The organism is Metasolibacillus meyeri, from assembly GCF_003049505.1.
Classification (GTDB): Bacteria; Bacillota; Bacilli; order Bacillales_A; family Planococcaceae; genus Metasolibacillus; species Metasolibacillus meyeri.
Map to the genome: position 1 here is coordinate 26,275 of NZ_PYWN01000076.1, position 23,348 is coordinate 49,622.

Here is a 23,348-nt window from a genome sequence, read left to right on the forward strand (position 1 = left end):
AGCAAAGCAGATATATCTACTTTGCTAACACGCTTTATTGCGATTAATCGAATAATGTACTTACTGATTTGTTTTCATAAACACGAGAGATTGCATCCGCCATTAATTTTGCTACAGAAAGTTCTTTAATTTTTGGTGATTTCTTTTCTTCTGATAATTGGATTGTATTCGTTACGACTAACTCTTTAATTGCTGAGTTTTCGATACGCTCAATCGCTGGACCAGATAATACAGGGTGTGAACAGCAAGCATATACTTCTTTCGCACCTGACTCTAGCAATGCGTTTGCACCGATTGTGATTGTACCCGCTGTATCGATAATATCATCGATTAAGATACAAATTTTCCCTTCCACATTACCTACGATGTTCATTACTTCTGCCACGTTTGGCTTTGGACGACGTTTGTCAATAATCGCAATTGGTGCTTTTAAGCGCTCTGCCATTTTACGCGCACGCGTTACACCACCGTGATCTGGTGATACGATTACCACTTCGTCTGAATTGAAGCCTTTTGAACCAAAGTAGTCAGCAAGGATTGGCACCGCTACTAAGTGGTCGATTAAAATATCAAAGAAACCTTGAATTTGCGGTGCGTGTAAATCTAAGACAATCACACGTGTTGCGCCAGCTGTTTCTAATAAGTTTGCTACTAATTTTGCAGTAATTGGCTCACGTGCTTTTGCTTTACGATCTTGACGAGCATAGCCATAGTAAGGCATTACAACATTAACAGTACGTGCAGAAGCGCGTTTTACTGCGTCAACCATAATTAAAAGTTCCATTAAATGTTCGTTTACAGGTGCAGAAGTCGACTGCACGATGAATACATCGCAACCACGAATACTTTCTTCAATGCTAATTTGAATTTCCCCATCACTAAAATGTTTTACAGATGATTTACCTAACTCTACACCCATTTCTTGTGCAATTTCTTGTGCAAGTGGATTATTTGAGTTTAGTGAGAAAATTTTTAGTTTTGAGTCAGCGTAATGATATGGCATGATGCCCTCCTGTTTTCTATATATTATTTTAATTTATTCATATAACCTAATTTATTTTCCTGCCTCGCACGTGCAATTGCCAGTGTATCCTCAGGAACTTCTTGCGTAATCGTAGAACCTGCCGCAATAAATGAATTTTTACGAACTGTTACTGGTGCAACTAAATTCGTATTGCATCCTACGAATACATCATCTTCAATAATTGTTTTATGCTTATTTTTACCATCATAGTTGACAGTAATTGAACCGCAACCAACATTGACCTTTTTACCGATTTCCGCATCCCCAATATAGCTCAAATGCGACACCTTTGAATCATCATTGATTTGGCTTTTCTTCACTTCAACAAAGTTACCAATTTTCACATGGTTGCCTAGCGTAGATTCTGGGCGAATATGTGCGAATGGACCAACGGCTACTTCATCACCAACGACACTGTTTTTGACAACAGAGCTATGAATAGATGTATTTTTGCCAATTTCGCTATCAATAATATGGCTATTCGGCCCAATTTCACAATCCACGCCAATAACTGTCTTTCCTTCAATAATTGTGCCTGGTAGAATGACTGTGTCACTACCGATGATTGCATCTGCACTAATATGTGTCGTTGCTGGATTGATAATTGTCACGCCATTACGCATATGGTGCTCATTAATGCGTGCACGCATCGTTTCCTCCGCCTGTGACAGAGCGAAACGATCGTTAATACCTAACGTTTCATTGAAATCTTTTGTCACATAGGCAGCGACAGTTTGTTCTTGCTTTTGTAAAATCTCAATCACATCAGGTAAATAATATTCACCTTGTGCATTGTCGTTATTGACAAGCTTTAATGTTTCAAATAAGAGTTTATTATCAAAGCAATACGTACCTGTATTAATTTCTTTCACAAGATGCTGCTCTGGTGTGGCATCTTTATGCTCTACAATTTGCGCTACTTTCCCACCTTCGTTACGGATAATACGCCCATAACCTGTTGGATCCTCAGCGATTGTTGTCAAAATAGTAGCTTTCGCATTTTGCTCACGATGGAAATCAACTAATGCTTTCATCGTTTCTGGACGAATTAATGGCGTGTCTCCACACACCACAAGCGTTGTTCCTTCAAGATTACCCAAAATGCCTTCTGCTTGCTGAACCGCATGTGCCGTTCCCAATTGCTCCGCCTGTAGCACGTATTCACTTTTATCACCTAATTGCTCCTGTACTTTATCGGCACCATGGCCAACTACCGTCACAATACGATTTACATCAAGTGTTTCAATGTGATTAATAACGTGCTCTACCATTGGCTTTCCGCAAACAGGATGTAGTACTTTATATAATTTGGACTTCATGCGTGTTCCTTGGCCTGCAGCCAAAACAATTGCAAAAATATTTGTCATATAAGTCCCCCAGTTTAACTCTAAGTCTCATATTGACTATATAGTAAATCACCTTGTTTTTCAAGGCATTGTGACTTGACAAAACAATGACATATATGTGGCTATATAGAAGGTAGACTAACACACCACTTTCTATATGGCTATTAATATTTCTTAACGGAATTAGCTTCTTGGGAAAAGTCCGTGCCCTTTTTGAAAGTTTGAAAATATTAACTTTAAAAACTTCTCAATCAATTACTGTTCTGCCATTCATCACGCCACTTATGGAAATGGGCGACTTCTGTATCTGTCGCTCTGCTTCCGCGCATTAAACATTGCTGAATCAAGTTAAAAATTTAAATCAATAACAATGAAAAATAGCTGTCGGAAAAGCCTTGTACAAATACGCTTTTTCAACAACTATCATCATATAATCTTATTTATGCATTTACTTGCTCAAGTTCTAGTGTGTCATCTTCACTTGATGCATGGTATGCAGCTAATACGCTTTCTTGAATTTTGTTGCGTGTAGTCGACTTAATTGGATGCGCTATATCACGGAACTCACCATCTGGTGTACGTTTACTTGGCATTGCCACAAATAAACCCGAATTGCCATCTATTACACGAATATCATGTATAACAAATTCGTCATCTAGTGTGATGGAAGCGATCGCACGCATACGCCCCTCCAATTGTACACGTCGTAATCTTACATCTGTTACTTCCATTCTCTCACCCCCCTCAATCTAAGATGTCTATGTTTGAAATATAATATTCTCTTAAAAGAATATTAATTCCTCCCTTAATAATACTAAATTATTTAAATAGTTTAAATATTTAAATAATTTATTTTAAAATTTTAGGAAAAGTGAGCAAAATTCGCCTTAAGCGATAGCGTTTATGCAGTTATGCCTATTCCTTATAATAAGTACCTCTCATTTTATGTATCACACTTCTCTTTAACTGTGCCTTTTTATATACTCCCTGCTTTCCTATTCACAGCTGAATCAAAAAAAGACTGTAGAGAAACCTAGGCATCCGCCTCTTTCCCTACAGCCATCATTTTTCCTTATTTCACTAATGCAATCACTTCTATTTCAACTTTCACATCTTTTGGTAAACGCGCTACTTCTACTGTTGAACGCGCTGGTTTATGCTCACCAAAATGAGAAGCATATACCTCATTCAATGCTACAAACTCGTCCATATCTTTAATAAATACAGTTGTTTTAACAACTTGATTTAGCGAAGAGCCTGCTGCTGCAAGAACTGCCTTTAAGTTTTCAAATACTTGATTTGTTTGTTCAACAATATCACCGTCTACTAACTCGCCTGAAGCTGTTAATGGAATTTGTCCCGATGAATAAAACATGTTGTTGACAATCATACCTTGTGCATATGGTCCGATTGCTGCTGGTGCTTTTGTTGTTGATACTGCTTTCATTTATAATCTCCCCTTCTGAAAATAATTGCCTTCGCTTAGTTCAATAATACGGTCCTTCTCATTGACTTCATGGAGCTTTACTAAAGAATAATAGTCATCCACTAATCTTTCATCCGCATGCTCTGCTTCAACTAAAACGGCGATACCTGCTAACTCACACTCAAATTCCTCGAGCAAGCTCTTCATACCATTTACCGTACCGCCTACCTTCATAAAATCATCGGTAATCAGTACACGTTGTCCACTTTTCATGCTACGTTTAGATAAAACCATCGTTTGAATACGACGCGAAGAGCCTGATACATAATTAATACTAACCGTTGAGCCTTCAGTTACTTTGCTATCTCGACGAACGACAACAACAGGTACATTCAAATGACGCGCAATTGCATGTGCGATTGAAATACCTTTTGTTGCCACTGTCATAATAACATCAATTTGTTGCTCAGCAAAAACACTCGCAAATACTTTGCCGACACGATTCATAAAATCTGGATTGCCAAGTAAATCTGTCATAAACAAATAGCCGCCTGGCAATAAACGGTCCGATTGCCTTAGCTGAATAATCAGCTCTTGAATAATATGCTTTACTTCTTGCTCAGACATTTTCGGGATATATCTTACCCCTCCTGCCGCACCAGGTACCGTTGTCAAAAGTCCGATTCCCTTCTCCTCAAACGTTTCCTTCACAATCGTTAAATCTTCACTAATAGAAGATTTCGCCGATTGATATAAATCCGAAAAGTACGTAAGGGGGATCAATTGGTGGGGATGTTCAAGCAAGTAGTATGTCATATCAACAAGTCGTTCACTACGCTTCCATTTCATAGTATGACCCTCTCCTATCAATTACGCCCTCGCATAATTATTTCCTCATCCTGTTAAGAATACGAATATTTTATACGTAAGTTACCATAAATGTACGCATTTACGCAAGTGTATTCCTCTCTCCGAGCAAACGAACTGTGTATACCTCGTCACAAAAGCCGCGCAGCCCATTGTATATTCTCGCTGTGCGAGCCTCGCTATCTACCAATCCGAAAACAGTCGGTCCACTACCACTCATAAGCACTGCATCCGCCCCTAGACGATACATCTGCTCCTTAATCATCGATACTTCAGGATGCAGCTTTAATGTCACACTTTCTAACACATTACCAAGCGACTCACATAATGCCTCGTAATCTTTATTGTCAATTGCCTCGATCGCTTTTGCTGTATTTGGATGCACTACACCATCTAGTCGCAACCCACCATATACATCCGCTGTAGATACACCAATTTTCGGCTTCGCTAAAACAATCCAGCAATTTGGTGGTGTTGGTAATTCCTCAATTTTTTCTCCACGTCCTGTTGCACGTGCAGTTCCTCCATACACACAAAACGGTACGTCTGAGCCAATTTGTGCTCCAAGTTCCGCTAGCTCGTCTATCGTTAAATTTAGGTTCCAAAGCTCATTTAATCCTCGAAGCGTTGCGGCCGCATCACTACTTCCACCCGCTAGACCTGCCGCGATGGGGATCTCCTTATCAATCGTAATTGATACACCTTCTTTAATCTTGTATGTATCTTGTACTAGCTTTGCTGCCTGGTAAGCAAAATTACGCTCATCACTTGGCACAAAGCGATCTGCTGAAATAATTTTAATTACCCCGTCTTGACGCGCCTCCAAGCCAATTCTATCTGACAAATCAATCGTTGTCATAATCATATCCACTTCATGATAATGATCTGGTCTTTTATATAGGACATCTAGAGTTAAATTTATTTTAGCTGGAGCTTTAATATAAAGCATATTTAAATTCCTCCCTAATAGAGCTCTCCTCTACAATTCGTATTTATATTTTATCATATTCATTGTGTGGAAATCGAAATAGGAATAATTAGAAAATAAAAAAGTGGAAGGCTAGTTCGATTTCTTTGATAGAGCGAAAACATGTGACATAATTTTTTGTTATAAATACAAAATGAAAGAGATTATCCAAAAATTTTAAATCACTTTTGAAGAGCGAAAAATCAAGTGTACTTCATTTTTGCCCTTTAAATGTTGAAATTTGCTCAACCAAACTAAAAAACAGGGGCATGTCTGAAAAGGTAATACCTTTTCGGACAGCCCCTTTGCCAACTTTCCTATCTGATCGGTTTTTTAAGTTAAAACGACAGGCTACTTTGTGTCTGTAGCTTGTTGTTCAGCAAGAAGCTTTTCTGCCTTCTCAATCGCGTGTTTAACCATATTCCCTGCATCACGGGTAGTAATACCACCCCAGCCTTCACGTTCTACTACATCATAAAATCCAAGCTCTTTTGCAATCTCTTCCTTTAGACGATTCGACATGATGCCTTTTCGCGCCATGCAGATGACCTCCCTTTCTAAAGTTCAGTTGGCTCCATTAGTATGCTTACATAGGTATTCTTTATACAGAGAAAAACAAAAAAACACTCAAAATTTGAGTGCTTTTACATATGAATAACTATTTACCTACCGCGATTGCGTCGTCTAAAAAAGTAATTTCTACTGCTTCTGTTAAAATGTCTGTGTAGCTGTAAGAAACACGCTTGCACGAATTTTCTTTTTGATCGAGTTCTACTACGAATACTGCGCGATGTGTTTCACTTAGTATACCTGCACACTCAACCGTTTTTTTACGGCTACCATTTGCTCTTATTTGCAAACGTTTGCCTAAATGACTATCTAGAGCCTTTTTAATATTGGCAATTGTTTTTGGCATTTCGCATACACCTCACTATATATGAGTGTAACACGTTTTAGAAACAATGTCAAAAATAATATATTTTATCACCATATAATTATTTTAGTCAACTTTTTTCTTATGAAAAATTTTATTTTTTTTATTATTGCCTTAATTTCGCCGAATTATTAGCGTTTTGCGAAGTTTGGATAGAGCGCATCCGCCAGTTTACCAAACTCTTGAATTGTTAATGTTTCCCCTCGGCGCGTTGGATCAATTTCACATTGGGCCAATGCTGCTAAAATAGCCTCTTTCTTTTGTTTGCCATTCGGCAAACCTGCCTGCAAATTATTCAAAATCGTCTTACGGCGCTGAACAAAGGACGCACGTGTCACTTCAAATAAAAACTCCTCATCAATGACTGTTACAGGCGGCGCAGCATGCTTAATTAATCGAATCACTGCTGATTCGACATTAGGCTGTGGCATAAATACCGTTTTCGGCACCATCATTGCAACTTCTGCTGAGACATAGTATTGGATGGCGATTGAAAGAGAGCCGTATTCCTTTGTACCAGGCTTAGCTGTAATACGGTCTGCCACCTCTTTTTGCATCATTACAACGAAACCACGAATTGGTAATTGGTCATGCAAAAGCTTTAATAGAATAGGTGTCGTCACATAGTATGGCAAATTCGCAACGACCATTATATCTTGAACATCTGGCATTTCATTTGCAATAACTTCTGCAACATCTGCCTTCAAAATATCCGAATGTACAATTGACACATTATCATATGGACTTAATGTATCTTCAAGCACAGGTAATAGACGTTGATCGATTTCAAACGATACAACCTTTTTGGCAGCACGTGCTAGATGCTCAGTTAAAGCGCCAATTCCCGGACCGATCTCAATTGCACCACTATTTTCCGTTAGCTGTGCATGACTAACGATATTTCGTAAAATATTTGGGTCAATTAAAAAGTTTTGCCCTAAGCTTTTCTTAAATGAAAATCCATACTTTTGTAAAATTTCCTTTGTGCGAATTGGTGTTGCAATGTCTTTATGCATGTTGTTCCTCCTGATCTAACTGTGCAATTGCTTGTGCAAATTGTTCCGGTGTAATTTGAAACATTTTTAAACGCTTGTGCAGCTGCTTACCGTTGGTCATACCTATATTCAATATTTCTCCTAATCGATTGCGTCGCGGCTTAGACTGTGGATGTCCAATAAGACGTGCCAGCATTAAGTCATCCAGCGTAATTTCCTCTGTTTGGACCTGCTCGCTTGGTGTATATACATGTTCAAGTGCTTGGCGAATATCCTCATCGTTTGCATGCTCGATACCAAGCCCTTTACCATTTTTAGCAATCGTTTTATTTTTAGCTAAAAAAGCATGCTTCACATGCGGGATACGCTCTTCAATAATTGCGCGTATGCGACGCCCTGGATAATCTGGGTCTGTGAATACAATGACGCCTCGCTTTTCCTGTGCATGCTCAATACGACGCAGGATTTCCTCATTAATTGCCGAACCATTCGTTTCAATCGTATCAGCACCAACAGCACGCTTAATCGCCGTCGTATCATCCTTACCTTCTACAACGATAATTTCTCGTATATCCAAAAATGTGCCTCTTTTCTTTCATCAATTATAAAGCTATTTTATCATATTTATTTGGTGCCAGGCACTCACACAACTTTCATACAATTAGCGATAAAGTCAATCTTCAACCACTAAGGGGTTCCATGAACTGTTAAATAAAAAGCATACGCATTTTCACAGTCTATTATTACGGGATAAATATATAGAAAGGCAAGGGTGTAAAGGAAATCCAAAATCCCCCTACTCCCTTGCCTATGAACATTTTGGTACTGCTTAAATTTGTTTTTGTTCGCTTGAATTAAAACACGTAGAAATGAATTTGCTTGAAAGGGTAACGCCTTCTCAGGCAACCAAAAGCTTTTATTAGATACTCACTAAAAGTTGTTGTGCCTTCTGTAGAAAGTATAGCAAGCATCTTATTTGTAAAGAAAGTCATGCTCTTCCTGTTGCGAAGGAAAACTATTAGCAATTCTCCTCGCCCAACATTCTCTTTACAAATACAACACGAAACAAATGAGCTAAAAATTCAGCTCACTGCCCATACTTAATCCAATACTTTAATACGAACTTTTTTACGCCCCCAGCTGTACGCCTGTTGCTTTGTTTGCATAAGTATATCAATTTTATTTCCTTTAATTGCGCCACCTGTATCTCCAGCTATTGCATAGCCATAGCCTTCAACCCATACTTTTGTTCCTAATGGAATGATGCTTGGGTCCACTGCAATTAATTTTAAATCAGGATTACTACGCAAGTTGACACCTGCTGCTGAAATACCTGAACAACCATTGCAATATGGTGTATACGCCGTTGCTGTTACATAAAACTCTTTGCCACCAGCAGGCGCAGCTGCATTACTACGCGAAACACTGGCAGTTACAACTTTTGTTCCTACGGCTACAACCTTCGTTGTCGGCTCCTTTGTCACCTTTTCAGATTTCAATGATTTATCGACAACTTTACCATTTTCTTTTACTACTGTGTAAGTGCGCTCTACTTTCCCTGCTACACCTTCTGTTACAACCTTTTCTTTGCCCTTAAGCAACGAAGAATCGTTTTTCTTTTCGACTGCGAAATCAACGGATTCTTCCACTACATCGGTAACCTTTTCTACGCGAACAACTACGATTTTTTCTTCTGGAGCGATAACGTCCTCCAGTTTATTCTCGACACGATCAAATTCACCTAATTGAATTTCTTGTTGTTTTAAAAAGTTAGCGACCGTAGTCGAAGTGGACCAAACTTGTCTCTTCTCTAAGCCATCGACAAGCGTTAACTGAAACGCCTTTTGAATATCGATTTTGTTATCTGCCTCTACTTCAGTATTTAAGCTTTGCGATACTTTATCGTGCTCTGTTACCTCGATATTTGCTTCTTCCAAAATGTTCTTCACTACTTTTTCAGTTGTCCATACACTTGACTCTTCCCCGTCAACTGAAACGATTACTTCTCTTGCCTGTTCCCATTCAATCGTCATTCCACTAACGATTTTGGTATCTACTGAGGGTGTTACTTTATCATATTCTGATACGTTAATGTCGCGCGCCTGTAAAAGCTCGCCAACAGTTTCTGCGTGTGTTGTTACTTTTTGCTCTTCCCCGTTCGCCATAATAACGACAGGTGATTTCGTTCCTTGGAAAAGAACGAATGAAATTACAGCTGCAAACAAGACAAACGATAATATTTTTGTTCTTGTTTCCTTGCTCCTCAATGAACCTAAGAACTGGCTTTTCATGGAATTATTTGACATGAAAATACGCCTCCTTGATACTCGCTGAATTATACGGACTAGATTTCGAGCTGTCAACCATAAAGTTTTTTAGCCGTTAAAAAACACTTTAAAAAAAGTGCTTTAAATGCAGTATTGGAGGCGTCTTCACAATTTAAACATCCAATTTTAAAAAACGTATTGCATTTGCCGTCGTTACATTAGCAACTTCTTCCAAAGAAAGCTCTTTTTGTCTCGCAATTTCCTCTGCAACTAAAGGCACATAAGAGGGCTCATTTCTTTTACCTCTATATGGGTGTGGAGCTAAGTACGGCGCATCCGTTTCAATCAATAAGTGCTCTAGCGGTATTTCCTTTGCAACTTCCTTCGGTTGTCGTGCATTTTTGAATGTCACGGGGCCTCCTAAGCTAATCATGAAATTCATATTGATACATTCACGTGCTGTTTCCACGCTGCCTCCAAAGCAGTGCATAATACCGCCAACAGTAGCAGCATTTTCTTCACGTAAAATACGCACGACATCGCCTGTCGCATCTCGATTATGGATGATAATTGGTAAATCCAATTTTTGTGCTAGCTTAATTTGCTTACGGAACCAAAATTCCTGTATATCTTTTGGTGACTTGTCCCAATAGTAATCAAGTCCCATTTCGCCAATACCGACTACTTTGGGATGTGCTGCAAGCTCCTCGATCCATGTTAAATCCTTCTCTGTACAATCAATCGCATCAACAGGATGCCAGCCAATGACCGCATAAATAAAATCATGCTCTTCAACTAATGCCATTGCACGCTCAATTGTTTTACGATCAAAGCCGATAACAACCATTTTTTCGACTTTTGCTTCTAGAGCACGATCAATCACTTGCTGTAAATCATCATCATATTGGTCTGCATTTAAATGCACATGTGTATCTATAAAAGTTGCCATTTTTCATTACTCCTGACGTATATTTTATTTGATTGAATTATTTCTTAGTTTTCAGAAACATTACATTTGTATTACAAAAAAGGTGTGGTTTGTGACATTATATAAACACAGAATATTTTTTTGGTCACAAAAGCCTAATTAATACCCTTATTTTACATATTTTAATTATGTTAATATAACTTAATCTCCTTGAATAGAAAGAGCCTGTCGTCAATAAATTTTCCAACAGGCTCTTCATATATTATTTTACTTTTGCTCCATTTTCAAGATTGGCATCAACTGTCGCCAATTTTAATACACCATCATGTGAACCAGCTAAAATCATGCCTTGTGATAATTCGCCTCGCAGCTTCACAGGTTTTAAGTTCGCTACAACGATTACCTTTTGCCCAACTAATTGCTCAGGCGTGTAATGTTCCGCAATACCTGAAACAACTTGACGTTGTTCATATCCTAAATCCACTTGCAGCTTTAATAATTTATTTGCTTTTGGCACAGGCTCACAAGCTGTCACCGTTGCCACACGTAAATCAATTTTCATGAAATCGTCAATGGAAATTTCAGCGACCTCTTCAGCTTCTGGCTTTTTCGCTTGCTCTTGCGGTGTTTGTACAGAGCTTTGCATTTGCTCACGAATATAATTAATTTCCACTTCATTTTCTAAACGTGGGAAAATAGGTGTTCCTTTTTCTGCCACTTTTGTGTTTGGTGGAATAATATCTCCGAATGTTTCAATTGTATCCCATGCTAATAATTTGTTATCTAAGCCTAGTTGCTCGAAAATATGCATTGGCGTTTGCGTCATAAATGGCTGTAACATCACCGCAATATGACGTAAACTTTCCGCTAAATTTGCCATAACAGATGCTAATTTAGGTTTATCTGCCTCATCTTTTGCTAATACCCATGGCGATGTTTCGTCAATATATTTATTTGTGCGTGAAACAAGCGACCAAAGCTCTGCTAATACGACACTAAATTGCATTTTTTCCATGCTTTCTTCATATTTAACACGCGTTTCGTTTGCATGTGCTTTTAAAGCCGCATCAAAATCCGTTGGCTGTAGATTTTCTGTTGGAATAGTGCCATCGAAATATTTATTCATCATCGATACAGTACGGTTTAATAAATTCCCTAAATCATTAGCTAAATCAAAGTTTGTACGCTCGACGAATGACTCTGGCGAAAATACGCCATCTGAGCCAAATGGTAGCTCACGTAATAAGAAATAGCGTGCTGCATCTAAGCCATAGCGCTCCACTAACATTTCAGGATAAACGACATTGCCTTTTGATTTCGACATTTTGCCGTCCTTCATCATAATAAAGCCATGTGCAAATACTTTTTTCGGTAGTGGTAAGTCAAGAGCCATTAAGAAAATCGGCCAATAAATTGTATGGAAGCGCACAATATCTTTCCCTACGACATGTACATCTGCTGGCCAATATTTATTAAATAACTCCTCATTATCCGAACCGTAGCCTAATGCCGTAATATAGTTCGACAAAGCATCTACCCACACATAAATAACATGCTTCGGATCTCCAGGTACTTTAATACCCCAGTCGAAAGATGTACGTGAAACAGATAAATCTTCTAATCCAGGTTTAATAAAGTTATTAATCATTTCATTTTTGCGTGATTCCGGCTCAATAAATTCAACATTGTTTTCGTAGTACGCCAGTAAACGATCCGCATATTTTTTCATGTTAAAGAAGTAAGATTCTTCTTTTACTGTTTGTACGTCTCGACCACAGTCAGGACATTTGCCATCTACAAGTTGTGTTTCTGTATAGTATGACTCACAAGGCACACAATATAAGCCTTCATATTCACCTTTATAAATATCACCATTATCTAAAAATTTCTTAAAGATTTTCTCGACACTCTTTTTATGACGTTCTTGTGTCGTTTGAATAAAGTCATCATAGGAAATATCCATTAACGCCCAAAGTTTTTTCGCAGCAGCCGCAATTTCATTGACATAATCTTGTGGATTTTTTCCTGACTCCGCTGCCTTCTCTTGAATTTTTTGTCCATGCTCATCCATGCCTGTTAAAAAACGTACATCATAACCGCGCAGACGTTTATAACGCGCCATCGTATCTGATGCTACCGTTGTATAGGCTGTACCAATATGGAATTTGCCGCTCGGATAGTAAATAGGGGTTGTTATATAAAATGTTTGTTTTTCGTTCACGTAAAGTGCCTCCAATTACTTTGCAATATAATATCTATTCTATCGGAGTCCGAATTTCGTTTCAATGATAGAATATTAAAGCTTTTTTGTCTAAAATATTGATATAGCTATGAAAGAGATAAAATGACTCTTCACTCTATAGAATTTCCATACATCCCTGCGGACTGTTAGTTTCACTTATGAAGATTTATCTCTTATTTTAACTGCGTCTCTTTCGGTACCATAAATATTGTTACTGGTGTTACACTTTCTTGCAGAAGGACAGCCTGTTAATACGAGATTTAAAATGATACTTTCTTAATTTCTTTTGGTATTTCTCAACCTTAAAATTGACCAATTTAAAAAATCATCAATTTTGACTAAAAAACAACACACTTTCCTATTTTTTAGTTAGCTTCTCCTTATAAGCAGTAAACAATTCGACAAATTATGTCGAATTTTGTAGAATAGAGATAAATAAATAAATTAATATTTATCTTAATTATATCCTAATTTCTCTCAATAAAACGCTGTTTTTACTTGATTTTTAACAAATCATTTATAAAGTAACTTTTTTTTCAAACTAATTTATTGACGATTATGTAATTACTTGGTATGATTCATTCTAGACAAGCAATTCATGTCGAATTTTGTAGAATTGTTATACAATTTATTTTAGGGAGGAATTATATTATGAAATCAACTGGTATTGTTCGTAAAGTAGATGAATTAGGACGTGTGGTAATTCCAATTGAATTACGCCGTACATTAGGTATTGCAGAAAAAGACGCTTTAGAAATTTATGTAGATGATGATAAAATCATCTTAAAAAAATACATGCCAAATATGACATGTGCTGTAACTGGTGAAGTATCTGATGATAACTTACGCCTTGTAGGTGGTAAATTAATTTTAAGCCCAGAAGGTGCAGATTTATTAATCAAAGAGATCCAAGAAGGCTTAAAAAAATAATGTAAAGAGGCTTTTGAGAAATGTAGGAACTAGCCTACATTTCTCAAAAGCCATTTGCATTTTCTTGAAATTATCTTTTATTGATGATACGCCTGATATACGTCTCGCTTTGGCAAATTGCGCTGTTTTGCGACTTCTTTAATCGCTTCCTTCGACGACATTTGCGTTTCTTCTATTATATACTCCACATGCTCTTCAATTGTCATATCCGTCCAAAATTGTTGCTCGTCCTCATCATCTACCTCTGTACTTCCTTCAAGCACAATACAAAATTCTCCACGAATTTCGTTATTTGTAGTCCATTCAAGTGCTTCCACCACAGTACCGCGCAAAAATTCTTCAAATTTCTTTGTTAGCTCTCGTGCTAACGTTATACGCCGATTCCCCAGAACAAGCTCAATATCCTTTAACGCATCCTTTAAACGGTGAGGTGCTTCATAGAAAATCATCGTTTCCTGACGCTTTTTTAAATTTTCAAGTTGTAAACGGCGCTCTTTTTTGTTGCGGTTTAAAAAGCCGAAAAAATAAAATGGTTGTGGGGCAATGCCCGAAGCAATCAAAGCGGTTAACGCTGCATTCGCTCCTGGAATCGGCACAACTGCAAAGTCCTCTGCAATTGCCTTCATCGCAATATCAGCACCAGGGTCAGAAATACAAGGTAAGCCTGCGTCACTAACAAGCGCAACCGATTTCCCTTCGCGCAAGTATTGCAAAAGTTTCTCTCCACCAGCCTCTATATTATGCTCATGGTAGCTGACAAGCGGTGTTGTAATCTCGAAATAATGACAAAGCTTTTTCGTATTACGCGTATCCTCTGCCGCAATAACATCAACTTCCTTTAAAATGCGTAAAGCACGTATCGTCATATCTTCCAAATTGCCAATCGGTGTTGCCACTAAATATAAGCATGCACCTATCTCATGCTGGCTGCTCTTTTGTGATTTCATGTACTCTCCCCCTAACTCTCATCGCCTAAGTATACACCATTATGCTATTATCAAACAAAAAAGCGTAAAGTGTGTTAGTTCACTTTCGCTTTTTTGTCGAAACATACCTTACTTAGAAAATGATACTTTTCTTTTACAACGTTAAAATACTAAATTTTTCGTTGCTGGGAAGTCGCTCCTCCAGCACTACTTATGTAAATCTCCTTTTTCTCACGTGTTAATTGCTTAAAAGCGTATTCCTTTTGCATCGCCTCTCGCTTTGTCACGTATTCCTCACAATAAATACATGTCACAGGTAAGCGCACTCTTGTATATTTTGCGCCTTTACCTGCATTATGAACAGCAACCCGTCGCTCCAAATCATTTGTATACCCTGCATAGAAAGAGCCATCTCCGCATTGCAGTACATAAAAATAATGCTTAGCTATGTTCTCCATATAAAAGTTCACTCACTTCTGACGTATAATTATTATCCTTATCATACACATAAAGGGGCGGTAAAATTTTTAAATCAGGCTTGCCATCTTTAATTCCTTCTATTAATAATGTATTTGCTTCCTTACCCATTTTCGGGTAAACAAAGCGAATACGCTTTGGCTCTAAACGATGTGCCCTCATGGCTGTCACAATATCAAGCAAACGACCTGGTCGATGAACAAAGGCGGCCTTTCCACCTTGCTTTAGTAAACGGCTTGCAGCAAAGATTGCTTCTTCTAATGTTAAATGTATTTCATGACGCGCAATTGCATAATGCTCACTCATATTTTTATCGCTCATCTCATGTGCTAAAAAATACGGTGGATTACATGTTACCGCATCATATTTTTCAACACCTAATTGATCAGCCGCTTCCTTCACATCACCTAATGTCATTGTAATTTGCTGCTCTAAACTATTATAGCGTATACTTCGGCAAGCCATATCGTATAATCTTGGCTGCAATTCTACACCCGTTATTTGCGCCTTTGTACGTGCACTTAAAAATAATGGAATGACGCCGTTCCCAGAACATAAATCCACAATATGCCCTTTATTTTTCGGCACATTGATAAAACGTGCTAACAATACAGCATCTAAGGAAAAAGAAAACACCGAAGGGCTTTGAATAATGCGTAAATCCTCTGCTAATAAATAATCTAATCGCTCATCATCCTGTAACCATTGTTCCATTTTTAAAACTCCCTTAGCTTTTTTCATTATAAAAAGGAGTGTCTGAAAAATCATTGTGAGACACTCCCCCTAATTAATATAAAAATTGGGGCTATCTGAAAAGGTATTTCCCCTTTTAAACAGCCCCCCTTTCCATTAACTATGTTGTTTTATTTAAAAACGATAGGCAAAACAAGCAATCCTCACCTTTACGTGAGCTACCAAAATGAACATGACATACATGAAACCCCTCATGGTAAAGACGAGCTAAATTATCGTAGCCTTCGCCCACATCTGCCACATCATCACTTTTGCGTTCCTCAGTTTGTACCGCTTCATTTGATTGCAATTCATCTAAGCGCGCACGTAGGTGAAGATTTTCTGCTTGGAGTGTTTGATGCTCCTCCATCATATGTGCAACAAACTGCTTTAAATAGTTAAATTGCTCCTGTATCGCTTCAAGCTGTTGTTCGAATTCCATAACGGTATTTAAGAAATTACGGTCCTTCACTCAAGCCACCCCATTAAATCTTTATCTTTATTCAGATGAAGTCTATTACCTTTATGAATTACGCCTTGATGTAATAGTACCTAGTTTTTCCACTAGATTTATTTACATCAAGACGTATTTAGCCTATATGAGATTCCCCTCACATTGCAATATTTCATCGAGCGTATACTCTGCTGTTCGCTCTTGCTCCTGTAAATATACTTGAATTAACCGTTCTAGCACATTCAAGCCTATTACTTTGCCGATACCATTTGGTGTCATTGTTGTATCGCCGATATCTGGCATTCCTTCCTTTGCTGTTTCGTAATCGTCATTCTCATACTTTAAACAGCACATTAAACGACCGCAAAGCCCTGAGATCTTCGTCGGATTTAATGATAGATTTTGATCCTTTGCCATTTTTATTGATACGGGATCAAAATCACCTAAAAATGTAGAGCAACATAGCATTCGTCCACACGGGCCGATGCCACCTAATAATTTTGCCTCATCGCGCACGCCTATTTGACGCAGCTCGATACGCGTACGGAAAACTGATGCGAGATCTTTTACAAGCTCACGAAAATCAACTCGCCCCTCCGCAGTAAAATAAAAAATAATTTTATTGCGATCAAACGTATATTCCACATCGACTAGCTTCATATCTAAGCTATGTTCGATAATTTTAGCATTCGCTAAATTAAACGCACGCTTTGCTTCCGCCTGATTTTCATCAACTTGAATACGATCACGCTCATCCGCTGGGCGCACAACCTGCTTTAATGGTAAAACAACATCACTTTCTCCAACTTCCTTCGTTGGCACAATGACTTTACCATACTCAATGCCTCGCGCTGTTTCTACAATGACGTATTGATTCTCCTCTAATTCGTACATTGCCGGATCGAAATAATATATTTTGCCCGCTTTTTTAAAACGAACACCAACTACATTATACAAATGTGTACCCCTCCTGCAGATTCAGCATAAGCTGCTCCATCAACAACGTCCTATTCATATTACGTTGTAGTTGCTGTCTAGCTTGTAAAATTGCCTGCATTTGATTTGATAATTGCTCGTATGTCGTGTGTAAGGCTATTTCCTTAAAAACTGGTAACATATCTGGATATGTGCAAGTAGATTCCATATTTGCTTTTAATGCCACAATATCGCGGTAAGCAAATAGCAGTAAATCAAGTGCCTGCTCCATCTCGCTTTTTTCTTTAAAGGAAGGTAGCCATTCCTCGTGTACGATTAACATCGATTCATGGACATTTTTTCTGACAGCTTCTATTAATTTTAACACTGTTTTTCTCGCATGTGCAAATAGCTCATCTTTTGCTAAAAAAAGTGCTGTTTCTAGTTCATTTGCTACCATACTCACCGTGGCTGCCATAGAATGTGTAATCTCTTGCTCTATTAATTGCTGCATAATGATATGTCGTGGTACGAGTGAAAATTTTATATGCTGACAGCGAGAACGGATCGTTGGCAATAGCGACTGAATTTGCTCCGTTAATAAAATCGCCATCACATTACCATCCGGCTCTTCTAAAAATTTTAACAGTGTATTTGCGGAAGCAACATTTAATTTATCAGCATGGTGCAGCACATAAATCTTTCGCCCTTCTTCTGCCGCTGTCATCGTCATCTCTGAAATAAGCTCTCTCACCTGGTCGACTTTAATAAATTGTCCATCTGGTTCTATTTGTCGAACGTTTGGATGATTTCCCGAATCTACCCTAATACAATTTCGACATGTTTCACATGGAACATTATTCGACACATTTTCACATAACAATAGCTTTAAAAAAAACTGCATAACAGCTTTTTTTCCACTACCTTTTTCACCATCAAAAATATAGGCATGAACCATTCTATTTTTCTCGTAAATTGTTTGAATTTGCTTTATAACTACAGGTTGTAGCATTTCTAGCTCATTCATATTATGTGCCATTTGCCTCACCTTCAACTATTCATGTTAGAAAAAAGCCCGTGTCATGTGGTGGAGACACGGGTTTTTACATATATAGATTAATTAATAATCCTTTAATTTCACCTATTTTAGCTAACAGATCAATCGTTTCCTTTTCTTCATCTAACAAATCCTGCGCTAATTCAACAAGACGCTTATCAATTGTTTCAATGAGTTTTAAACGACGCCCTTCACCAAAGCGATTCCACGTATGTGATTGCTTCATTTCAAGGCCATAATCAACAGCTTCTTGCAAAAAGCGTTTAATAAGCATTTTATAACGCGTTAGCTCACGCAAATTACGTGACCTTGCTACACGCTCTCCAGCGGCTGAAATATCACCAAGCAAACGTGTTAATTGCTCTGTCTGCATTTTTGAGCCTTGCTTAACAACCATTTCCCCAAAACGATTAGCGCCTTGTGTTGTAGGCTTTAGTTCATTGCGATTTGTATTCAGCACACGTAGGTCTTGATTAATTTTCAATGAATTCCCCTCCAGCGCTTTTTATCTTTCGTTCCGATTAGAAATGATGGAATTGTTCAATCGGCAGTACAAATACTGTAGCGCCACCAACTTCTACTTCAACAGGATACGGGATATAAGAGTCTGCATTGCCTCCCATCGGTGAAACTGGTGCTACCATTTGTTCTCGTGCTCGACAGTTTTCTCGAATAATATCTAAAAGCTTAGGTATCAACGAATCATCTGTACCAATTAAAAATGTCGTATTTCCTGAACGTAAAAACCCACCTGTACTCGCAAGCTTTGTTGCTCGGAAATTATTTTTTGTTAATGCATTTGATAAACGGTTACTGTCTTGATCTTGTACAACGGCTACTACTAATTTCATCCGCCCTCACCCCTTCATTGAATTATGCCTTATCTTCACTCAGCTAGTCTATGCTGAATGCAAAGTTGATAGTATTATTATAGCACAACCCTATCCTGCAATTCATTTACTTTTAAACTATAACCTCTTTTAAAATTTTCCAAACATCTTCCGTCACTTCATCCAACGATTTTGAAGCATCTACTATGCGAATTCGTTCAGGATAGCGACGTAGCACCTCTTCATAACCTGCATATACCTTCTCATGAAATACTAAGCTCTCAGCATCTAAGCGATTAATTTCATCTGAACGATTTGCTTGAATTCGTGCCAATCCAATCTGTGGCTGTAAATCAAAGAAAATTGTTAAATCAGGCATTCTTTTACCTATTGCAAACTCGTTAATACTCAAGACTTCATCCACACCAAGCGCTCTAGCAAAACCTTGATATGCAAGTGAAGAATCAATAAATCGGTCACACAATACATGCTTACCAGATTGAAGTGCAGGCACAATCTTTTCATAAAAATGCTGACTACGTGCAGCAGCATAAAGTAATGCTTCCGTATGCGCGTCCATTTCCTGATACGCTGGATTTAAAATAACTTCTCTAATATTTTCGGCAATGCGGATGCCTCCTGGCTCTCTCGTTGCTAAAAAATCAATGTTATGCTGCTCTAGGCGTTGTACAATATCCTTCAGCGCAGATGTTTTCCCAGCTCCATCCGGTCCTTCAAACGTAATAAATAAATTGCTTACCATGTTGTTATATTCCCCCATCTACTGCTTTATGACATAAATCTGTTTTTTATTTAATTGATGCTCTCCTTGAAATGTCGCGCCTATCGCTAATAATTCTTCAAGCTGACTTAATTTCGCTACAGTAATCTTTTCTCCTGCGACAAACAATGGAATTCCAGGTGGATATGGGATAATCATTGATGCTGCTACACGCCCAATTGCACGCATATAAGGTACCCATTCTTTCTCTAACCTCTCGACTTCCTCAAAGCTATATTCTGGAGTCACAATGTTCATTAAGCTAAATTGCTTGCTTAATTTTGGCAAAGCTTGACCTTTCGTTTTTAGCAAATCCATTACAGCCTCTTTTATACGTATACGCATATCTGCAAAAGGATATACCTCTCCTCTTTTAAGAAGTGGCAAGATTGTCAACACTTGCTCTGCATCTGCTAGCTCCACATATAGCTGATTTTGCTCTAGTTTTTGTTTGAGCTGAAAGCCTGTATATCCTTGAACACGCAGCAACAATTTTAACGGATCTGCTACTTCAATAACCGTTAAATTATCAACTGCCCTCAGCGACTCTATCCATTGCATACGCTTTTCCATTAAATAATGAGTATCTGCTTCAATATATGTGCTGACATAGTATCTTGCATCATCCAATGAAGCAAGCAATAAGTAAGAAGGACTACTGGATTGCAACATGCGCAAATAACGATTCACTTTTTCAATTTCTACTAAGGATGATTTCACGTGTAAAAACGAAGCCATCGTCATCGCAGGCAGTGTTTTATGCGCTGACTGCACAACGATATCAGCCCCCAATGCTAAAGCGGATATTGGAAAGCGTTCGCTCGCAGCAAAATGCGCTCCATGCGCCTCATCTACTAACACTGGAATTTTATATGTATGACATAAATCAATAATGCCCTTCAATTGCTCTGTAACAACACCGTAATACGTAGGCGAGATTAAAATAATAGCCTTGACATTTGGGAAATACTGCAATGCTTCTTTTACTACATCTAAACGCACATGTGTGGCCGTACAAGTATGCTCATCCCATTCTGGTGTTAAATAAACGGGCTTTACGCCGACAAGTTCCAACGCATGGAAAATCGATTTATGCGCATTACGTTGAACGAAAACGGTATCCCCTCGTTGACATGTTGCATAAATCATTGCCAAATTTCCAACGGTCGAGCCATTCACTAAAAAGAAGCTTCGATCCGCCTCATACGTTTGACGCAGTAATTCCTCTGCCTCCGCAATCGCTTCCTCTGGCTGATGAAAATCATCTAGTCCTGTTAACTCTGTTACATCATAACGTAAAGCCCGCTGTATCTCATCTGGCAAATACGTAATACGCCCATTTTTATGTCCAGGAACATGTAAGGAATACGGCTCTTGCTCAATAAAATTTTCTAAAGCTTCTACAAGAGGACGCTCTCGTTTCATAACTATTCACTCCGTTCAAAATTCTACATTTATTATACATGAAAAAAGAGCATGAGGAATGGCCTCATGCTTTACATTAATAATTCAAAGCTGCTCCCATATAAATAACATAGCTAAATGCTATTAGAAGATAACATGTACGATAAACAATTATTTTATAACGCCAGCTCTCACCTCCAAAGCGGGCTTCTAACCAGAATTTTACCCCCCCACTTATAATCACAGCAGCAAAACTACTAAATACAAACGGATTTTTTACTACGACGAGTGGAACAACAATAATCAACATCATTACTACATCTATGACATATTGCAATTTCATTGAATATAAAGGAAGCTTTTTCCCATCATGCCCTTGTGGTCGTACCCCTTTCTCAAGTATCCATAACGAACACATAAGAATAATAAGAATAAACCATGCATTACGAAACTGACGCTCGGTAATAGGGAAAAACAGTCCTGCTAATGTATTATATAAATCAGGATTCTCCACAACATACCATTGCCCTTCCATATCACCAAAATGTACATTTTCCGCCCACTCAATAAAATATTGCTCTACTACTCCATTTTCATATGTTAATTGCACTGTGTACGTTATATCAGGATCTTGAGACAGCTTAATTGGCTGCATTTCACGTAAAGCTTGCTCAAAACTATCACGTAAGACAGAATTTGTTATATTTTTCACATCAAAGCGATAAATAGAACTTGGATTTCCTTCACCTAATGTACCTAAAATCTGAACAAGGTCATTCGATTCAACTCCTGTTCGTTCATTTAGCTGTGATGGCATCGTCAGAAACAACAGGCAAGCAAGTAAGACAATCACCGGAGGCAATATAATTGGCAATAAGGGAGTTCTCTTTTTTTGTAGCCGTTTTTCAAGTAAACGATATTGTTGCTCTTTCTTTTCTTCGCTAGGCTTCATCACTAATTGTTTAAAGTCAAACATCTGCTTCCCTCCCTATTATGTTGCGCAATGCTTTTAAGCCTTGTGCTGTATAGTTTTTCACCTGTACTTCTGACAGCTCTAAATAATGAGCCACCTCTTTTACCGACAATTCTTCAATATAGCGAAGCACAATCACTTCTCGATAATTCATTTTAATTTTTGCTAATGCTTTGTACAGCTCTTGTACTTCTTGTGAACGCAATAACAATTCTTCTGGTAGAGGAGCTTCATCTTTGTAGTCTATTTTTGCTAGAGGCAACCACTTTAATAACCGCTTGCGCCTGAAATGATCATACACTAGATTTCGAGCGATTCGAATCAATAGCGCTTTTTCATTTTGGATTTGTTTTGTATGATAAAAGCGAATAAATGTTTCTTGAACAAAGTCATCAACGATTGCTGGATTCGTTGTTAAAAAGAATATGTATTGATAAATTGCTTCATAGTGTCGTTCATATATATCACGCATGCCATCCCCTCCTTCTAATAATTAAAGACGAATGAACGGTGTATTGGAATTAGTTAAAAGTAAAAAATTTTTAAGAAAGTTCATGAGGAGCTTGTTGAAGTGCTTTGAAGATTATGAAGATATGCTATCAGTAACTTTGACCATTCTATCAGCAAGTCGGCGCTAAAAATAGTTGGTTATTTATTAGTAAGTTATTTTCAGTATTAACGATTAAAATCAACTGATTAATTCCGTATTGCCCTCCTATTTCTAAAGATAAAAAAACACTGATTGCTCAGTGATTTCATTGTTGCGAAGCGACGTCCTACTTACCATCAGCGCTTCAACGCAGCACAGCTGAGCGGCGGATCTCTTCGTTGCCCGCGTCGCTCATGTGCTCCGTACATTCCGCTCCGCACGCC

The 23,348-nt window shown here is 38.1% G+C and carries 26 protein-coding genes; 1 reads left to right on the forward strand and 25 read right to left on the reverse strand.

The annotated features are described in order from the left end of the window. Positions 1 to 43: 43 nt before the first annotated feature. The 13 genes from C9J34_RS11905 to metG form a co-directional block, all read right to left on the reverse strand. Entirely contained in the window at positions 44 to 1,003 is a 960-nt protein-coding gene (locus C9J34_RS11905) for a ribose-phosphate diphosphokinase (RefSeq protein ID WP_107840096.1), read from the reverse strand. A gap of 23 nt (positions 1,004 to 1,026) precedes the next feature. Further along, positions 1,027 to 2,391: a bifunctional UDP-N-acetylglucosamine diphosphorylase/glucosamine-1-phosphate N-acetyltransferase GlmU gene (gene glmU / locus C9J34_RS11910; protein ID WP_107840097.1), complete on the reverse strand. Its 1,365-nt coding sequence runs from the start codon at positions 2,389 to 2,391 to the stop codon at positions 1,027 to 1,029. Positions 2,392 to 2,810: 419 nt separating this feature from the next. Further along, a complete protein-coding gene (gene spoVG, locus C9J34_RS11915; protein ID WP_107840098.1) occupies positions 2,811 to 3,101 on the reverse strand; it encodes a septation regulator SpoVG in 291 nt (96 codons plus the stop codon). A gap of 341 nt (positions 3,102 to 3,442) precedes the next feature. After that, positions 3,443 to 3,817 (reverse strand): RidA family protein, encoded by a 375-nt coding sequence (locus C9J34_RS11920; protein WP_107840099.1) that lies wholly within the window; start codon positions 3,815 to 3,817, stop codon positions 3,443 to 3,445. Continuing rightward, positions 3,818 to 4,645 (reverse strand): pur operon repressor, encoded by an 828-nt coding sequence (gene purR / locus C9J34_RS11925; protein ID WP_107840100.1) that lies wholly within the window; start codon positions 4,643 to 4,645, stop codon positions 3,818 to 3,820. A gap of 100 nt (positions 4,646 to 4,745) precedes the next feature. Continuing rightward, a complete protein-coding gene (gene ispE, locus C9J34_RS11930) occupies positions 4,746 to 5,612 on the reverse strand; it encodes a 4-(cytidine 5'-diphospho)-2-C-methyl-D-erythritol kinase (protein WP_107840101.1) in 867 nt (288 codons plus the stop codon). A 369-nt stretch (positions 5,613 to 5,981) separates the two neighbouring features. Continuing rightward, the gene (locus C9J34_RS11935; protein ID WP_066165629.1) at positions 5,982 to 6,170 is read right to left on the reverse strand and encodes a small, acid-soluble spore protein, alpha/beta type; all 189 of its coding nucleotides are present in this window, start codon (positions 6,168 to 6,170) and stop codon (positions 5,982 to 5,984) included. A gap of 118 nt (positions 6,171 to 6,288) precedes the next feature. Further along, a complete protein-coding gene (gene veg, locus C9J34_RS11940; RefSeq protein WP_107840102.1) occupies positions 6,289 to 6,546 on the reverse strand; it encodes a biofilm formation stimulator Veg in 258 nt (85 codons plus the stop codon). A gap of 149 nt (positions 6,547 to 6,695) precedes the next feature. After that, positions 6,696 to 7,580 carry a 16S rRNA (adenine(1518)-N(6)/adenine(1519)-N(6))-dimethyltransferase RsmA gene (gene rsmA / locus C9J34_RS11945; RefSeq protein WP_107840103.1) on the reverse strand — a complete coding sequence of 295 codons (885 nt, stop codon included), beginning with the start codon at positions 7,578 to 7,580 and terminating at the stop codon, positions 6,696 to 6,698. Beyond that, positions 7,573 to 8,136, reverse strand: coding sequence for a ribonuclease M5 (rnmV, locus tag C9J34_RS11950; protein WP_107840104.1), 564 nt, complete (start codon positions 8,134 to 8,136; stop codon positions 7,573 to 7,575). The genes rsmA and rnmV overlap by 8 nt, the downstream gene beginning before the upstream one ends. Positions 8,137 to 8,659: 523 nt before the next feature. Next, positions 8,660 to 9,865 carry a G5 and 3D domain-containing protein gene (locus C9J34_RS11955; RefSeq protein ID WP_107840105.1) on the reverse strand — a complete coding sequence of 402 codons (1,206 nt, stop codon included), beginning with the start codon at positions 9,863 to 9,865 and terminating at the stop codon, positions 8,660 to 8,662. Positions 9,866 to 9,998: 133 nt separating this feature from the next. Next, positions 9,999 to 10,775: a TatD family hydrolase gene (locus tag C9J34_RS11960; protein WP_107840106.1), complete on the reverse strand. Its 777-nt coding sequence runs from the start codon at positions 10,773 to 10,775 to the stop codon at positions 9,999 to 10,001. A gap of 241 nt (positions 10,776 to 11,016) precedes the next feature. Further along, positions 11,017 to 12,975, reverse strand: a complete 1,959-nt coding sequence (metG, locus tag C9J34_RS11965) for a methionine--tRNA ligase (RefSeq protein ID WP_107840107.1) — start codon at positions 12,973 to 12,975, stop codon at positions 11,017 to 11,019. Positions 12,976 to 13,647: 672 nt separating this feature from the next. On the opposite strand from metG, the gene C9J34_RS11970 reads away from it, so the two are divergent. Then, on the forward strand, positions 13,648 to 13,926 hold the full coding sequence (locus C9J34_RS11970; RefSeq protein WP_107840108.1) for an AbrB/MazE/SpoVT family DNA-binding domain-containing protein: 279 nt from the start codon (positions 13,648 to 13,650) through the stop codon (positions 13,924 to 13,926). 77 nt (positions 13,927 to 14,003) lie between these two features. On the opposite strand, the gene rsmI is transcribed toward C9J34_RS11970, so the two are convergent. The 12 genes from rsmI to C9J34_RS12030 form a co-directional block, all read right to left on the reverse strand. Further along, the gene (gene rsmI / locus C9J34_RS11975; protein WP_107840109.1) at positions 14,004 to 14,873 is read right to left on the reverse strand and encodes a 16S rRNA (cytidine(1402)-2'-O)-methyltransferase; all 870 of its coding nucleotides are present in this window, start codon (positions 14,871 to 14,873) and stop codon (positions 14,004 to 14,006) included. Positions 14,874 to 15,022: 149 nt separating this feature from the next. Next, positions 15,023 to 15,310 carry a GIY-YIG nuclease family protein gene (locus tag C9J34_RS11980; protein WP_107840110.1) on the reverse strand — a complete coding sequence of 96 codons (288 nt, stop codon included), beginning with the start codon at positions 15,308 to 15,310 and terminating at the stop codon, positions 15,023 to 15,025. After that, entirely contained in the window at positions 15,294 to 16,043 is a 750-nt protein-coding gene (locus tag C9J34_RS11985) for a tRNA1(Val) (adenine(37)-N6)-methyltransferase (protein ID WP_107840120.1), read from the reverse strand. The genes C9J34_RS11980 and C9J34_RS11985 overlap by 17 nt, the downstream gene beginning before the upstream one ends. Before the next feature lie 139 nt (positions 16,044 to 16,182). After that, positions 16,183 to 16,533 (reverse strand): DNA replication initiation control protein YabA, encoded by a 351-nt coding sequence (gene yabA, locus C9J34_RS11990; RefSeq protein WP_107840111.1) that lies wholly within the window; start codon positions 16,531 to 16,533, stop codon positions 16,183 to 16,185. Between the two features lie 123 nt (positions 16,534 to 16,656). After that, positions 16,657 to 17,472, reverse strand: a complete 816-nt coding sequence (locus C9J34_RS11995; RefSeq protein WP_107840112.1) for a PSP1 domain-containing protein — start codon at positions 17,470 to 17,472, stop codon at positions 16,657 to 16,659. After that, positions 17,465 to 18,469: a DNA polymerase III subunit delta' gene (gene holB / locus C9J34_RS12000; RefSeq protein WP_107840113.1), complete on the reverse strand. Its 1,005-nt coding sequence runs from the start codon at positions 18,467 to 18,469 to the stop codon at positions 17,465 to 17,467. The genes C9J34_RS11995 and holB overlap by 8 nt, the downstream gene beginning before the upstream one ends. 64 nt (positions 18,470 to 18,533) lie before the next feature. Further along, positions 18,534 to 18,971, reverse strand: coding sequence for a YaaR family protein (locus C9J34_RS12005; protein ID WP_107840114.1), 438 nt, complete (start codon positions 18,969 to 18,971; stop codon positions 18,534 to 18,536). A 37-nt stretch (positions 18,972 to 19,008) separates the two neighbouring features. Continuing rightward, the gene (locus tag C9J34_RS12010; protein WP_066165667.1) at positions 19,009 to 19,338 is read right to left on the reverse strand and encodes a cyclic-di-AMP receptor; all 330 of its coding nucleotides are present in this window, start codon (positions 19,336 to 19,338) and stop codon (positions 19,009 to 19,011) included. Between the two features lie 112 nt (positions 19,339 to 19,450). Continuing rightward, positions 19,451 to 20,080 (reverse strand): dTMP kinase, encoded by a 630-nt coding sequence (gene tmk, locus C9J34_RS12015; protein ID WP_107840115.1) that lies wholly within the window; start codon positions 20,078 to 20,080, stop codon positions 19,451 to 19,453. 18 nt (positions 20,081 to 20,098) lie between these two features. Continuing rightward, positions 20,099 to 21,523, reverse strand: coding sequence for an aminotransferase class I/II-fold pyridoxal phosphate-dependent enzyme (locus C9J34_RS12020; protein ID WP_107840116.1), 1,425 nt, complete (start codon positions 21,521 to 21,523; stop codon positions 20,099 to 20,101). Positions 21,524 to 21,599: 76 nt separating this feature from the next. Continuing rightward, entirely contained in the window at positions 21,600 to 22,478 is an 879-nt protein-coding gene (locus C9J34_RS12025; protein ID WP_107840117.1) for a hypothetical protein, read from the reverse strand. Next, a complete protein-coding gene (locus C9J34_RS12030; RefSeq protein ID WP_107840118.1) occupies positions 22,471 to 22,947 on the reverse strand; it encodes an RNA polymerase sigma factor in 477 nt (158 codons plus the stop codon). The genes C9J34_RS12025 and C9J34_RS12030 overlap by 8 nt, the downstream gene beginning before the upstream one ends. Positions 22,948 to 23,348: the final 401 nt, after the last annotated feature.